The 14,388-nt window shown below is 56.0% G+C and carries 18 protein-coding genes and 1 tRNA gene; 12 read left to right on the top strand and 7 right to left on the bottom strand.

The genetic code is table 11. The features are described 5' to 3' along the window. Nucleotides 1-145 precede the first annotated feature (145 nt). On the top strand, nt 146-745 hold the full coding sequence (locus tag Q0932_RS05460) for an NAD(P)H-dependent oxidoreductase (protein WP_299350367.1): 600 nt from the start codon (nt 146-148) through the stop codon (nt 743-745). 189 nt (nt 746-934) lie between these two features. Next, nucleotides 935-1,378: a hypothetical protein gene (locus Q0932_RS05455; protein ID WP_299350365.1), complete on the top strand. Its 444-nt coding sequence runs from the start codon at nt 935-937 to the stop codon at nt 1,376-1,378. Between the two features lie 28 nt (nt 1,379-1,406). On the opposite strand, the gene Q0932_RS05450 is transcribed toward Q0932_RS05455, so the two are convergent. From Q0932_RS05450 to bamE, 3 genes are all read right to left on the bottom strand, one after another. Then, nucleotides 1,407-3,212, bottom strand: coding sequence for an ATP-binding cassette domain-containing protein (locus tag Q0932_RS05450; protein WP_299350363.1), 1,806 nt, complete (start codon nt 3,210-3,212; stop codon nt 1,407-1,409). A 69-nt stretch (nt 3,213-3,281) separates the two neighbouring features. Further along, nucleotides 3,282-4,016, bottom strand: coding sequence for a GNAT family N-acyltransferase (locus tag Q0932_RS05445; RefSeq protein ID WP_299350361.1), 735 nt, complete (start codon nt 4,014-4,016; stop codon nt 3,282-3,284). 74 nt (nt 4,017-4,090) lie between these two features. Further along, a complete protein-coding gene (gene bamE, locus Q0932_RS05440) occupies nt 4,091-4,540 on the bottom strand; it encodes an outer membrane protein assembly factor BamE (RefSeq protein WP_299350359.1) in 450 nt (149 codons plus the stop codon). 87 nt (nt 4,541-4,627) lie between these two features. On the opposite strand from bamE, the gene Q0932_RS05435 reads away from it, so the two are divergent. The 9 genes from Q0932_RS05435 to Q0932_RS05395 all read left to right on the top strand — a co-directional run bounded on the left by Q0932_RS05435 (nt 4,628) and on the right by Q0932_RS05395 (nt 10,836). Then, nucleotides 4,628-5,194, top strand: coding sequence for a DUF177 domain-containing protein (locus Q0932_RS05435; RefSeq protein ID WP_299350357.1), 567 nt, complete (start codon nt 4,628-4,630; stop codon nt 5,192-5,194). A gap of 150 nt (nt 5,195-5,344) precedes the next feature. Next, nucleotides 5,345-5,551, top strand: a complete 207-nt coding sequence (gene rpmF / locus Q0932_RS05430; RefSeq protein WP_058311355.1) for a 50S ribosomal protein L32 — start codon at nt 5,345-5,347, stop codon at nt 5,549-5,551. Between the two features lie 20 nt (nt 5,552-5,571). Beyond that, entirely contained in the window at nt 5,572-6,669 is a 1,098-nt protein-coding gene (gene plsX, locus Q0932_RS05425) for a phosphate acyltransferase PlsX (RefSeq protein WP_299350355.1), read from the top strand. A 12-nt stretch (nt 6,670-6,681) separates the two neighbouring features. Then, entirely contained in the window at nt 6,682-7,656 is a 975-nt protein-coding gene (locus Q0932_RS05420; protein WP_299350353.1) for a beta-ketoacyl-ACP synthase III, read from the top strand. 124 nt (nt 7,657-7,780) lie between these two features. Beyond that, entirely contained in the window at nt 7,781-8,083 is a 303-nt protein-coding gene (ihfA, locus tag Q0932_RS05415; RefSeq protein WP_299350351.1) for an integration host factor subunit alpha, read from the top strand. A gap of 15 nt (nt 8,084-8,098) precedes the next feature. Beyond that, nucleotides 8,099-8,992 carry a MerR family transcriptional regulator gene (locus Q0932_RS05410; protein ID WP_299350349.1) on the top strand — a complete coding sequence of 298 codons (894 nt, stop codon included), beginning with the start codon at nt 8,099-8,101 and terminating at the stop codon, nt 8,990-8,992. Nucleotides 8,993-9,052: 60 nt separating this feature from the next. After that, nucleotides 9,053-9,129: transfer RNA gene (locus Q0932_RS05405), tRNA-Pro, on the top strand. 58 nt (nt 9,130-9,187) lie between these two features. Next, nucleotides 9,188-10,264 carry a 2'-deoxycytidine 5'-triphosphate deaminase gene (locus Q0932_RS05400; RefSeq protein WP_299350348.1) on the top strand — a complete coding sequence of 359 codons (1,077 nt, stop codon included), beginning with the start codon at nt 9,188-9,190 and terminating at the stop codon, nt 10,262-10,264. A gap of 62 nt (nt 10,265-10,326) precedes the next feature. After that, nucleotides 10,327-10,836, top strand: a complete 510-nt coding sequence (locus tag Q0932_RS05395; protein ID WP_299350346.1) for a hypothetical protein — start codon at nt 10,327-10,329, stop codon at nt 10,834-10,836. A 10-nt stretch (nt 10,837-10,846) separates the two neighbouring features. On the opposite strand, the gene Q0932_RS05390 is transcribed toward Q0932_RS05395, so the two are convergent. Continuing rightward, a complete protein-coding gene (locus tag Q0932_RS05390; RefSeq protein WP_299350344.1) occupies nt 10,847-11,383 on the bottom strand; it encodes an Lrp/AsnC family transcriptional regulator in 537 nt (178 codons plus the stop codon). A 74-nt stretch (nt 11,384-11,457) separates the two neighbouring features. On the opposite strand from Q0932_RS05390, the gene Q0932_RS05385 reads away from it, so the two are divergent. Further along, the gene (locus Q0932_RS05385) at nt 11,458-12,609 is read left to right on the top strand and encodes an MFS transporter (RefSeq protein WP_299350342.1); all 1,152 of its coding nucleotides are present in this window, start codon (nt 11,458-11,460) and stop codon (nt 12,607-12,609) included. On the opposite strand, the gene Q0932_RS05380 is transcribed toward Q0932_RS05385, so the two are convergent. The 3 genes from Q0932_RS05380 to Q0932_RS05370 form a co-directional block, all read right to left on the bottom strand. Next, nucleotides 12,606-12,827, bottom strand: a complete 222-nt coding sequence (locus Q0932_RS05380) for a hypothetical protein (RefSeq protein ID WP_299350340.1) — start codon at nt 12,825-12,827, stop codon at nt 12,606-12,608. The genes Q0932_RS05385 and Q0932_RS05380 overlap by 4 nt on opposite strands. 105 nt (nt 12,828-12,932) lie before the next feature. Further along, the gene (gene scpB / locus Q0932_RS05375; RefSeq protein ID WP_299350339.1) at nt 12,933-13,592 is read right to left on the bottom strand and encodes an SMC-Scp complex subunit ScpB; all 660 of its coding nucleotides are present in this window, start codon (nt 13,590-13,592) and stop codon (nt 12,933-12,935) included. Next, the gene (locus Q0932_RS05370) at nt 13,585-14,382 is read right to left on the bottom strand and encodes a ScpA family protein (RefSeq protein WP_299350337.1); all 798 of its coding nucleotides are present in this window, start codon (nt 14,380-14,382) and stop codon (nt 13,585-13,587) included. Before Q0932_RS05370 ends, scpB begins: the two co-directional genes overlap by 8 nt. Nucleotides 14,383-14,388 lie beyond the last annotated feature (6 nt).

Raw genomic sequence — 14,388 nt, 5'->3', positions numbered from 1 at the left:
AGACACAGTGTAAGCCCTCGTTTCGCGGCGAGGGCTTTCCTTTTTGCCAGAAAACCAAAACTGGCTGCGAAACTTCGCTCTTGACCTCAAGCTGACTTGAACCTTTAGAACGTGCACCCGACCAACCAACATACGGGTTTCTCCCATGCACGTTCTTATCGTTTTCGACCATCCAGATCCCAAGTCCTTTAGCGCAGCCATCGCGCAAGAATTCATGCGCGGTGCAATATCCGCCGGTCACACCGTCGAGCTAGCAGATCTCAATGCCGAAGGCTTTGACCCACGCTGGACCCAAGTTGACATCGACAGCGATGAAAGCAACGGGTCCGCGCCTCCAGACATTCTCAAGGAACAGGACAGGATTGCGCGAGCCGACGCGATTTGTCTGATTTTCCCGCTGTTCTGGTGGGGCATGCCGGCCACGCTCAAGGGCTGGGTAGACCGGGTGTGGACTTGGGGATGGGCCTATGACCAACTGGACGATCCAAACAAGTCATTGCAACGCAATCGAAGCGGCCTCTTGCTTGTTCCGGCAGGCGCAAAGTCCCATGAAATGCGCGACAAAGGCTATCAAGACGCTTTGGAGACATCCTGGGTCGATGGTACCTTTGGCTACTTCGGGTTTTCCCCGCGAAAGTTGGAATTGCTGTGCGGCTCAACCGGATCCTTAGAGCGCAGGAAAAATCTGTTAGCCCGAGCGTATCAGGCGGGTCTTACCATGCCTCCTCCGGATCCGGACCGATAAATAGACGTTGCACGCGACACCTGCTTTCATCAAACTCACTCCATGCCCTTGCAAAACCGTGTCCAACCTACCGGAGAAATCCTCGCGCACCCTGCGCGTGGTGCCTTCATGGGCAACCGTGGCGTACTTCATGATGATCATCGGCATCTGACAAACGCGCGATGGCGACACAAGGCCTGGGTATGTTGCGTGACAGAATTCAAGGAACGTAAGCGGACGCTGATGACGCCCAATCGGTATACCGAATTGTTCTTTCACGACGAAGCCGTGGCCCTTGCAGCGGGGCATCGCCCCTGTGGGGAGTGTCGGCGCGCGGATTATGTCGCCTTTCTTGATGCAGCGAGTCACAAAGGCAAAGTCGCGGCGTTCGACTCGCGACTGCATGCAGCACGTGCAATCCCAAGGGTGTTTCAACAAAGACGCCATGTGGCCAATGCCAAAGACCTGCCGGATGGCACGTTTTTTATATCGGATCATGGGGCCAGCCTGATTTGGGAAGATGGAATTATTCTTTTTGATCCAAATGGTTATGGCGAAAATCTAAAGAGACCAGTAGGTTCCGTAGAGGTCCTGACGCCGGAACCAACACTAGAGGCCCTGCGCGCCGGGTACGTCCCGCAGGTCATCAGGTAAGTCGGACAAGTTTGTCCGACTTAAGCGGTTAGTTTTCGGCTTTTTCTTCTAGCGTCAGCCAGTCTTCTTCTGCTTCAGACAGGGCGGTTTGCCGCTCTACCAATGCTTCTGTGGCCTTTTGGAATTTTACGGGCTCTTTACTGAAGAGATCAGGATCCATCAGGAACTCTTCTAGCTTGGCAATCTCAGCTTCCAAACGTTGCATGATGCCCGGCAATGCCTCAAGGCGGTGTTTCTCGGTGAAACTCAGTCCTTCTTTGGCCGTGCTTTCTTGCTTTGACTTCTCGGCCTTAGTTTTTGATTTCTCTGCCTTTTGTGGAGCGTCCTTTTGGCGTTGTGCCTGATAGTCACTCCAGCCGCCGGCGTAAACGGTTGCCCGGCCATTGCCCTCCATCGCAACCGTGGTTGTCGCCACCCGGTCGAGGAAATCCCGGTCGTGGCTGACCAAAAGCACGGTACCATCGTAATCGTCGAGTATTTCCTGCAGCAGATCCAACGTTTCCACGTCCAGATCGTTGGTAGGTTCATCAAGCACCAAGAGGTTGCTTTCGCGCGCCATCAGCTTGGCCAGAAAAAGCCGCGCTTTTTCTCCGCCTGAAAGCGAGCGGACCGGCGCGCGGGCTTGCCCTTCGTCAAACAGAAACTCTTTGAGATACCCCACCACATGCTTGGGGTTTCCGCGCACCATGACCTGATCCGCTTTGCCCGACACCCGCATATCCGGGTCACCGGTCAGACTGTCCCAAAGGCTCATGTCCGGGTCGAGCTGGGACCGGGATTGGTCAAAGATAGCGGGATGAAGATTGGTGCCCAAACTCAAGCTGCCCTCATCCGGTGCGATCTGACCCATCAGCATTTTAATGACCGTGGTTTTGCCGACACCATTGGGCCCCACAAAGGCCACGCGATCACCGCGCTGGATGGTAATGGAAAAATCACGCACAATCTGTTGCGCATCAAAACCCTTGGACAAGCCTTTGGCATCAATCACTTTCTTTCCGGATTTTGGACCGGAAGCAAGCTCCATTGCTGCAGACCCTTGGCGTTTGATCTGTGAGGAACGTTCGGCGCGCAGCGCAATCAGAGCACGCACGCGGCCCTGATTGCGTTTGCGCCGGGCGCTGATACCTTCAACCGCCCAACGGGCCTCGGATTTGATTTTGCGATTTAGTTTGTGACGCTGCATATCCTCGTCGTCCCAAACCTTGTCGCGCCATTCTTCAAAGGCCTCGAATCCCTTTTCCTGACGCCGCACCGCACCCCGATCAATCCAGAGCGTTGCGCGTGTCAGGGCGCGCAAAAACGCCCGGTCGTGCGAAATCAGCACGTAGGCCGCGCGGGTATTGGCCAGTTCGTTTTCGAGCCAGGCAATCGCTTCGATGTCCAGATGGTTTGTGGGTTCGTCCAGCAGCATCAATTCCGGCGCCTCGGCCATCAGTCTTGCCAGAGCTGCCCGGCGACGTTCGCCTCCAGAGGCCGTGTCCACGGGGCGATCTGGATCAAATTTCAATCCTTCGCCTGCCCGCTCGACCTTGTAAAGCTCGCCTGGGTCCAATGCAGCGCTGGCAAAGTCGCCAAGTGTCGCAAATCCAGACATGTCCGGATCTTGCTCCATATAGCCGACTGAAACGCCTGCAGGCACAACGATATCGCCCTTGTCGGCCTCAACCAGCCCAGCCATGACTTTCATCAGGGTCGACTTGCCCGATCCATTGCGCCCAACCAGAGCCACCCGGTCACCGGGCTGAACCACAAGGTCCAAGTCGTCAAAAATCGGGTCACCGCCAAAAGTCAGCGATATTCTGTTCATCTGCAATAAGGGTACACGTGCCATGCGCCGGTGCTACTAGCCCGAACTATGAGCGTCAACCACTCTCTTTGGGCTCATTGTATCTGAAATGACTTAAACCGTGAGAGCTCTCAGAAGTCGTTTGCGCTCAGGTGGAATAGCACCCACTTCAAGTCCGGTAAAAACATGCAAAGTGTTCAGCTGAGCATCAACCACGGCATGGTCACTGACCCAGCCCCCCATCAGCAAATACGTGCGTAGCAAAGGCGGCATGCGCAGCAAGGCACGCTTGGGATCGGATTTGCGCCGCAACCGTGCAGCAAAGCGAAACACATTAGGGGCTTTGACCTTTGGCGACCAACGTTTCGGCGCGAGATGGTGATCCCGAAGCATTGCGAAAGCGTCAAAGTATTCCCCCGCATCCGTGCCAGAGAACGAGGAGCACCCGAATAGCATTTCCACTTTATTTTCATCGACATACGCGGTCATCGCTCCCCAAGCTACGCGCAAAATGTCGGCATCCTGAAGGTCAGGGTGAATGCAGAAGCGCCCCATCTCTACCATGCGGCCCTCAAAGTCGCACAACGCGCTCAACTCATAGTATTGCGCCGAATAACTGCGTTCGATTTCACTGCCGCACGTCAGTGCCAACGCCCGAAAGCAGCAGACTAATTGCCCTGTGGTACTGTCCTCAACCAGAAAGTGCGTACAAAGCGGATCATAGGCGTCAACGTCCGGCGCCCCGGCTTCGGTCGCAAGAAATGCCAGTTTGCGCAACCGTTGCGCCGCGCGCACATCATCTGCGCTTTCGGCAATTCGTGCTATGTATCGCCCGTGGTCCATCGTCATCGCCTTTGTCTCGCGCCGACTTATCCTCTCAACATAGCGAGGCATGTGTAACGGCGAAATGTCGGCGCCTCAGATCAGAAACCGACCGGACCGAAATTGCCGATATTGCCAAGGATTTGCTTGATAAAGCCCGGGTTTTCGACGTCGTTGTCGGTGATGCGCCGTGTCAAAGGCACCACGTTGCCGTCTTCGAGTGTAAACTCTTCGATGTTGCGAACCCGACCATTAGAATCAAACGTAATGGCAAGGAGACGGCGGTCGACAACTTTCGGTTTACGCGCACCATAGTGACGGATCTGAGTCCGCACATAATAATAGCCGCTTTCGTTCAGAACGCCCGAGGCAGACGGGGTGCCAACCGCTTCGGCGACACTTTCACGGGTATCGACGCCAACCTTGATCTTTTCAAGGTCTTCGGGCACAGGCACATACCCGTGGTTGCGATACTGCGTTGTACAGGCGACAAGCCCGACAAAACACAGAGCCAGCACTGCCCAACGCATTCGATTTAATCCACCGGTCATAACTGCCCTCTTGCCTTGGCTTCTGACGCCTTTTATCCCGATTACAGAATGAATGCCTTTGGTTCAAGTGAATGAAGCGATCACCCGATGACTGATACAGCAAATCAAGCCACCCAATTCCGTGTCGCCGACCTGCGCCAAAACCGCGAGACTCGGTTTGACCTTCGTCCTGACGCCAACTCATGTGAGGCTCTGGCAAAAGAATTAGGGGTGTTAGGGTTAAAAAAATTGCGCCTTGCGGGAAGTCTTCAGGCCTTGGGCAAATCCGATTGGGAAATCAAAGCCACCTTGGGTGCCACGGTCACACAGCCCTGCGTCGTCACTTTGGAGCCCGTGACAACACGCTTGGACGTGCCAGTTGAACGCCGTTTTATCGCCGGATTGGAATCGCCTGCGTCTGATGACGACGATGAGGACATTGAGATGCCCGAAGACGAAAACGCCGAACCTTTGGGAAGTATGATCGATATTGCCCAAGTCATGGCGGAAGCTCTGGCGCTGAACTTGCCGCTCTACCCTCGCAAGGACGAGGCAGACATAGGTGAAGCGGTGTTTACCGAGCCCGGAAAAACCGCCATGCGAGACGAAGATACGCGACCTTTTGCCGGTCTCGCCGAGCTGCGAAACAAGCTATCTGATGACGATCAAAAATAGAGCTTGCGTCAGCGGAGATTCGCAGTATTTTCGCGCGCTCATTGGAATTTAGAGTTGGACTTGGGCGCGCAGACCGCGTAATGCCTCGGGACGCTCAGGAAAACGGGCACGATGCATCGGCATCCCGCCCCAGAAATCGAAGGTTGCGACATGGCTGTCCAGCAGAACAAAGTATCGAAATCGCGCCGCAACAATCGCCGTGCACATGACGCACTGGTTGCAGCGAACCCGAATGAATGCCCAAACTGTGGCGAACTGAAACGCCCTCACCACGTTTGCGCGTCCTGCGGCCACTATGACGACCGTGAAGTCGTTGCGATGGTCGAAGACGTCGATCTGGACGAAGACGCGGCATAAGAGACGGGGATCCGGCCCGCATGACCGCTGAGAACACATCACGGAAAGCGGGTGCCGGGCGCACCATCATCTCTATTGACGCCATGGGTGGCGATCGCGGGCCGGCAGCTGTAGTTGCCGGCATTTCGCGTTCTGCCAAGAAGAACCCTGATATCGGGTTCATTCTGCACGGCCCTGCCAAAAAACTAAAAAACCTGGTCGCCAAGAAGAAGCACTTGGTTGATCGGGTTGAGATTCGCGACGCGAGTGGTGTTGTCTCAATGGAAGACAAGCCTCGTGATGTGATGCGCAATGGCAAGGACACTTCGATGTGGGCCGCCATTGACTGTGTCCGTGATGGTGAGGCAGACGCAGTTGTGTCCTGTGGCAACACGGGCGCGCTGATGATGCTGTCGGTGGTTCGTCTGCGCAAAATCCCCGGGGTCACCCGCCCGGCAATTGCCGTCCTATGGCCATCGCGGAATCCACAGGGTTTCAACATCATGCTGGATGCCGGTGCTGACATCAGCGCCGATGAAAATGACCTGCTGCAATACGCGCTGATGGGAGCGTCCTATGCCCGCAACGGCATGGAGTTGGCCCGTCCGCGCATCGGCCTGCTGAACGTTGGTACCGAAGAGCACAAAGGCCGTCCTGAACTCAAACTGGCGCATGAAATGATCCAGGAAAACGCCGATGCGGCGAATTTTGAATTTGTTGGCTTTGTGGAAGGACGCGATCTGCCTGGTGACTCGGTTGATGTGATCGTCACCGACGGGTTTACCGGGAATGTGGCATTGAAAACCGGTGAAGGCACTGCAAGCCTCGTTGGGGAACTGCTGCGCGAAGCCTTTAAATACACGCCGCTGTCTCGACTTGCCGCCCTACTCGCCTATCCGTCGCTCCGCCGTCTTAACAAACGCATTGACCCTCGCCGCGTGAATGGCGGGGTCTTTTTGGGGCTCAATGGCACGGTGGTGAAATCCCATGGCGCATCGGATGCGACGGGTGTGTCCGCGGCGATCAAACTGGCCTTTAAACTGGGGCAGTCAGGCTTTGCCGAAAAACTGGCAGCGCGGGTTGCATCCGCAGTGAGCCTGCCCCAAGATGCCGCGACGTCAGCGGACGACAGCCAATAACGGGACCCAAATATGACATTACGCGCCGTGGTCAAAGGCGTTGGGCACTATCTGCCCGAACGAGTTGTACCCAATTCCGAGTTCGAAAACTTTCTCGATACGTCGGATGAATGGATTCGCTCGCGCTCGGGCATTGAACGGCGTCATTTTGCGGCCGAGGGTCAGACCACCTCGGATCTGGGATTTGAGGCCTGCAAAGCGGCCCTGGCCGATGCAGGTATGGATGCCGACGATATTGACGGTATCGTCGTCGCCACATCGACCCCGGACCTGACCTTTCCATCTGTCGCCACGATGTTGCAAAACAAACTGGGCATGACACGCGGCTTTGGCTTTGATGTGCAGGCAGTTTGTGCCGGATTTGTCTATGCACTGACCAATGCCAATGCGTTGATCCTGTCGGGTCAATGCAAGACCGTTTTGGTCGTGGGCGCTGAAACCTTCAGCCGGATCATGGACTGGGAAGATCGTGCCACCTGCGTGCTGTTCGGAGATGGTGCAGGCGCACTGGTGCTGCAGGCCGAAGTTGGCAATGGCACCAGCGATGATCGCGGCATCCTGTCCGCAGATCTGAATTCCGACGGCCGCTACAAAGAGATGCTGTTCGTGGATGGCGGCGTCTCGACCAACGGAGAGTCGGGCAAATTGCGCATGCAAGGCAATGCGCTGTTCCGGCAGGCGGTCGAAAAGCTGACCTCGACCGCACACACGGCCTTGGACAAGATTGGCCTCACCGACGACTCGGTCGATTGGATCGTCCCTCACCAGGCCAATATCCGCATCATTAAGGGCACCGCCAAAAAGATGGGCGTGCCGATGGATCGTGTGATTGTCACGGTGCAGGACCACGGCAATACCTCGGCTGCATCGATTCCCTTGGCCCTCTCTGTCGGGGTTGCAGAGGGCCGGATTAAGACCGGAGATCTGCTTGTGACCGAGGCGATTGGTGGCGGTTTGGCATGGGGTTCAGTGGTCCTTCGTTGGTAATCCACCCCTTTTTCGCCCCAAACCTCTGAACAATTAGCGCTAAACCGCTGTTTCCAAGCGGTTCTTGTTGACTCGCAATTTTGCTTCCTCCTAATGTTGGGTCTAACTAATAGGGGGACTGACTATGAGCGAAAAGACTTTGACCCGGATGGACCTGAGCGAAGCGGTGTTCCGCGAAGTCGGTCTTTCGCGAAATGACTCGGCACAATTGGTCGAGTCGGTGCTCAACCATATGTCTGATTCACTGGTCCGCGGTGAGCAGGTCAAGATCTCCTCATTCGGCACGTTCAGCGTTCGCGACAAAGCCGCACGCGTCGGTCGCAACCCCAAGACCGGTCAGGAAGTTCCGATCAGTCCACGCCGCGTTCTTACCTTCCGTCCTTCGCATCTTATGAAAGAACGCGTCGCAGCCGGAAATAAGAGCTAAGGCAGGGTAAGCGCGATGGGCAAATCCAAAGACGCCTTTCGCACGATCAGCGAAGTTGCGGACTGGCTTGATACTCAGGCCCATGTCCTGCGTTTTTGGGAAAGCAAGTTTTCCCAAGTTAAGCCCGTAAAACGCGCTGGCGGACGGCGGTACTATCGCCCCGCAGACATGCGCCTGTTGGGCGGCATCAAGAAACTTCTGCATGACGACGGCATGACCATAAAGGGTGCGCAGAAACTGCTGCGCGAAAAGGGCATTAAGCATGTCTCTGCCCTGTCACAGCCCTTGGACGACGAAATCGAAGAAAAGACAGTGGCCGCAACGGTTGAAACCGAAGTTCAGCCCCCCGAGATTTCACCGGCTGAGGTCTTGGAGTTTGCCAAGCCCACCGAAGCACCAGAGGTAGATGAAGAGGATCTGAGCGAGGTCGCTGGCGATTTGTTCCCCGTTCAGGCCGCATCGAAAGCCGAAGGCGTGCAGGATCAGGATACTGCAACTGAACCAAGCGACGACACATCAGCTCCAACGCCCGAAGATCTTCCGTCACAGGACGAGATGCCCGCATTTTTGCAACGGGTCACTTTCGACACGGTCTCAGACGCTCCGGATGAGATAAAGGCCGACGACGCAGCTCCGGTTGAGTCTGATGACAACCAAGGGGATGCATCAGAAGACTCTGTCGCCCCCACCGCTGACGCGATCGCCGCAAAAATCGCAAGCGATACCCCTGCCCCCGAAGCCAAAAACAACAAACAATCAGAGCAGACCAATATGGAACCCGGAAAATCCCTGTTGCCCGACGTCGTTGCCACCCATGCAATCGACGCCAAAAACCGTTCCGAAGTGGGCGATTTGTTGACAAGACTTGCAGCCCTGCGCGAGCGGATCGCTGAAACCGGAAATGCCTAGGCAGGTTTCGCATTTTTTGACTTGCTCCCGTCCCCAAATTCGCTATGAACGCTCTCACGTCGGGCTATGGCGCAGCCTGGTAGCGCGTCCGTCTGGGGGACGGAAGGTCGCAGGTTCGAGTCCTGCTAGCCCGACCAATCAAAACCGCCCGTGTGCCGTAAGGCCCGGGCGTTTTTTGTATCCAGAGGGATGATGATGACCGGCGTAATACCCAGCCAAACGATTGAAAATATGCTAGTTTCTGGAGAGATCATTACAGATCTTCCAGCGGTAGATGGACAGGTTCAACCGGCCAGCCTTGACCTGCGTCTTGGCACCGTAGCCTACCGGGTGCGCGCCTCGTTTCTGGCAGGGCAAGATCGCAGCGTTGCAGATCGGCTGGAAGAGTTTGAAATGCACCGCATTGACCTCAACGGTGGTGCGGTTCTGGAAAAAGGCTGTGTCTACGTTGTGCCGCTGATGGAGAGCCTGAACCTGCCCGACGACGTGCAGGCCGTGGCCAATGCCAAAAGCTCAACCGGACGACTTGATCTGCTGACCCGCACAATCACCGACGGGGGTACCGAGTTTGATCGCATTCAATCCGGTTATCAGGGTCCACTCTATGCAGAGATCTGCCCGCGTTCATTCTCTGTCCTGGTGCGCCCCGGCATGCGGCTGAATCAAATCCGCTTTCGTCAGGGGCAAAGCATTCTCAGCGATCCCGACCTGCATGTGCTGCACGAACGCTCGCCATTGGTTGACGGCGACGCCGTGATTGACGAGGGGTTAGGGTTTTCGGTTGATCTGAAGCCTGCGTCCGGCACCTTGGTCGGCTATCGCGCCAAACCCCATACCGGCGTTATTGATCTCGATAACATTGGCCATTACGACCCATCGGAATACTGGGAAGAGCTGCATGCTTCGGATGGCATGATCATCCTTGATCCCGGTGCGTTTTATATCCTCGTCAGCCGCGAGGCAGTTCACATCCCCCCCGCCTATGCCGCAGAAATGGCACCCTTTTTGGCCATGGTTGGTGAGTTTCGTGTGCACTACGCGGGCTTCTTTGATCCCGGTTTTGGTCATGACGCTGCCGGAGGCGCAGGCTCGCGCGGAGTGCTTGAAGTGCGCTGCCACGAGGCACCTTTCGTGCTGGAACATGGGCAGGTTGTGGGCCGTCTGGTTTATGAGCGAATGGCCGACATTCCCGACCAGCTCTATGGCGCCGGTATCGCATCAAACTATCAGGGCCAGGGCCTTAAGCTCTCCAAGCACTTCAAGACTGTCTAACCCCGCGGTTGCTTTTTGCCTCAGATTTCTTAGCCTGTAGTCTTAGGGTTTGGGGGATGACAATGCGCAACTTTGGTTTTCGGACGCTCGTGGCTTGCTTGGCCATAAGTGGAGTTACGCCCGCGGTTTTGGCGGATGAGAGTAGCTTTGAACGCTGTGCACCCCTGTATCAAAAGGCGGCTGCGCACCGGTTGGAATGGGATGCCTATAAGCACGCAGAAGACCGTCTTTTCGACATTCGTGACTATATTGTGCGCCGGCGTGATATCGAAAGAGACGAAGTTGACCGGCTGGAGGCCATTCTCAAAATCATGCAGGACAGCGACGAGGTTTGGGACAAGTACCACCGGGCTTTTGATCGCTATGAGCGAGCTGAAAACGATTTAGAGAGCTTCAGCAACGAGGCCAGCGACATGTATGAAGAGGCCAGATGGCACTATGACCGCAGTCAGGAAACGTATTCAAGGATCTCTCAAGAGTGCCCCGACAAGATGAATTCCAGTTTTCTGGAGACGCGATGTTCCCAAGGAAACAGTGGTTACGACGCGATCTGTGATGCCTTTGGCATGTGACATCCCGATTTCATTTGACGTGATCCCCCTGTGACAGCTCGGGGCTGATCCCTGCTTGAACTCCGCGCTCCAAGTGAGTGGACAGAACGACATAAGTGCGCGTGCTGCGAACCCCTGGCATGTCATAGATACGCCACAGAAACCCTTCCATCGCCTCGGGGCAATCCATGCGCACCTTGAGGATCAGACCGGTGTCTCCGGTAACGGCATGCACCTCTTCGACTTCGGGCAACCGTGACAATTCCAAAATACCTTCGGTCTTGCCCCACCCTGCGGCCTCAACATGGACAAAGGCCAGAAAGTCCTTGCCCAAAGACGGTCCATGCAGATCCGCACTGGTGCGTTTAATCACGCCAGTGGCCCGCAAGCGTTTAACGCGCTCATGCACGGCAGGCGCAGATAGGCCAACTTCACGCCCCAAATCCGCATAAGAGCGGGTGGAGTCCTCGGACAGGGCACCTAATATTTTTCGATCCAACGCATCCAGCGGCTTGGACCGCGGGGCATTCTGCCGAAGATTATCTGTTTCTTTCCCGGTCTCAGTCATGGTCTCTTTCCTGAACACAATCTCCCCTTTAGGAGAGGTACCGAACCACATTCATCAATTCAAGGCTCTGACGGATGATCCTTTTGCTTATGCTCTGTGTCGGATTGATTGGCGCCAACTCATTGGTGTTGTCACCAATCGCCGCTGAAGTGGCCCAAGGCCTTGGAGTTGGCAGTGCCGCCGAGGTCATGACTGCGGCTGCAATCTATGGTTTTGGCGTCGCTCTGTCGGCCTTGTTCCTGGCCCCTCGCGCAGATCGCATTGGCGCGCCCAAAGCCCTGAAACAAGGGTTGATTCTGGTCATTCTTGGTATGGCTGCAAGTGGCTTTGCACCTTCTCTTCTGATCCTGAGCCTTGGTCAGGGCTTGACTGGGGCTGGCGTCGGCATTGCTCTCCCGGCGATTTATTCGCTTGCGGCGATTATCGCGCCGAAAGGGAAAGAAGCACGCGTTATGGGGCTGGTTCTGACAGGATGGACGCTCTCAATGGTTGGCGGTGTCACGCTTGCAGCGTTCATCGCTGATTTCTGGGGCTGGCGATCCGTATTTGGCCTGCTTGGCATCGGCATCGTGGCCATCTTTGTGCCAGTACACTATGCAAACTTCCCGCCTCACACTGTCAGTGACGTGACAACCTCGCCATTTAGCGCCCTCCAGGTACCCGGAATTTTGCCCGCATTGTTTTCGGTGCTGATGCTGGGAACAGGCTTCTATGGCGTCTACAACTTTCTCGGCGCCCATCTGACCGACAATCTGTCCCGCAATGTCAGCGATGCGGGATTGCTGACGTTGTCGTATGGGCTTGGATTCGGAGCGTCGACCTTACTGGACCCCTGGCTGGACCGCGTCGGCCCGCGCAGGGGGCTCTTGGCCGTATTCAGTGCTCTGGGACTGTACTATCTCGCAATGACTTTCTGGAGCGACACATACTATGTGCTCGTTGCGATGATGTTTGGTTGGGGCATCGTACAACACCTTGGGCTGAACCTGACCGTGGGTCGTCTCAGCCAATTGGATGCCTCTCAACGTGGCGCCGTGATGGGACTAAACTCGACTGTCATGTATCTGAGCGTATTTGGCGCAACATTGGCGTTCCGCCCGCTTTTTGAGGGCGGCGGATTGACGTTGTGCCTGATCGGCGCGTCGCTGCTTGCATTTCTCGGGGCCAGTGAAGCGCTGTTCGCGCGGCTGCGTGCTCGTCGCGATCTAATTCTGGAAAACTCTTAGAAGCGGGTCATTCTTCGCACCATGCGCGCGGATTGTTTCGCGCGTTTGGCGTCAAACTTAGGAGCCGCTTGTTTGGGTTGCCCACGGTCTTGCTGCGGCGTGGCACGACCCGCTGCGTCTGAACGGCTCATGGCTTTAGTGCCTGATTTAATGCCATAATTTACAGCTTTGCGCATAAATACACGCATGACCATGTTCATCAATTGGTTCGCATTCATTGGATGCCACCCTACTTTTCTTGACTGCCTCACCCATAATGTAATGTGAAATCGTGCAGAATTTAAGGCATCGCGCGGTAAACCGCCGCTCCAGAGCCTTAGGCATCAATCCTCGAACAGTTCTGACTGCCCTTCGCTGGCCTCTTCTTCTGCGTCTTCGCTCTCGCCCAGTTTGGGCATACTGCCCGGAGGGGGGCGGTTTTCCAACAGACCCGCGGCGCGCAGTTCTTTGAGGCCCGGCAAATCACGGGCGCTCTCAAGACCAAACTCGTCAAGGAACTGAGGCGTCACGACAAAGGTCACAGGACGCCCCGGCGTCATCTTGCGACGTCCAAAGCGGATCCATTCCATTTCCAAGAGCTGATCGACGGTACCCCGGCTGACACTCACGCCGCGAATTTCTTCGATCTCGGCGCGCGTGACAGGCTGGTGATAGGCAATGATCGCCAGCGTTTCGATCGCAGCGCGGGATAATTTCCGCGTTTCGACCATCTCTTTTTGCATCAGGAACCCAAGATCAGGGGCCGTGCGCATGGCCCAGGCATCACCGACTTTGGTCACATGCACGCCGCGCCCCTCGTATCGCTTGCGCAGATGCACCAGGGCCTCAGCGGCGTCGCAGCCATGTGGCATGCGGTCGTTCAGTTCTTTGACCGAAACCGGTTCTGCGCTGGCAAAAAGGATGGCTTCGCACATGCGTTCCTGTTCGGCCATTGGTGGCGCTTCAAACAGGCTTTCTTCTTTTTCTTCAATATCTTCAGGCATGGTCTTCATCTTTTTTGCGCAGCTGAATGGGTGCGAAACTCTCAGACTGGCGAATTTCGACTTTGCCTTCTTTGGCCAACTCCAGAGAGGCGGCAAAAGTCGAGGCCGTTGCTGAACGCCGTTTTTGTGGATCGTTCTCCCAGCCTGCGGGCAGGTAGCTCAATATGTCCGTCCATTCGCCTGCATAGCCAATCAGGCCGCGCATGCGTTCCAGGGCTTCTTCCATTGTAAAGACCGAATCCCGGTCCATCGTGAAGGGGCGAAAGTCATCACGGGTGCGAATGCGGGCATAGCCCTGCATCAGATCCAAAAGCGTCGCGGTATAGGTCACCCGGCGAATACGGGTGACATCCTCGGGAATGCCTCGGGCAAAGAAATCACGCCCCAGACGATCACGGGCCATGATCTTGGCGGCTGAATCCCGCATAGCCTGAAGGCGCTCAAGCTGAAAAGCGAGGTGTGCAGCCAGTTCTTCACCGCTTGGCCCCTCTTCTGATGGATCGGGTGGCAGTAATAGGCGCGATTTTAGAAACGCCAGCCAAGCCGCCATCACGAGGTAATCTGCCGCCAGCTCAAGCCGCAACTGTTTCGCCTTTTCTACAAAGGCGAGGTACTGCTGGGCCAGCTCAAGGATCGAGATTTTCCGCAGGTCCACTTTCTGTGTGCGCGACAAGGTCAGCAACAGGTCAAGCGGCCCTTCAAAGCCGTCCACGTCGACGATCAGCGCCTCGGCGGCAAGCCGTGCAGCCACTGCATCCGTCTGGAGTTCACTCGAGAATTCTTCGGCCATGCCCCT

It is taken from the genome of uncultured Shimia sp., assembly GCF_947498095.1.
Classification (GTDB): domain Bacteria; phylum Pseudomonadota; class Alphaproteobacteria; order Rhodobacterales; family Rhodobacteraceae; genus Shimia.
The sequence above is the reverse complement of the archived record's forward strand: the minus strand, read 5'-3'. Positions and strand labels throughout refer to the sequence as shown.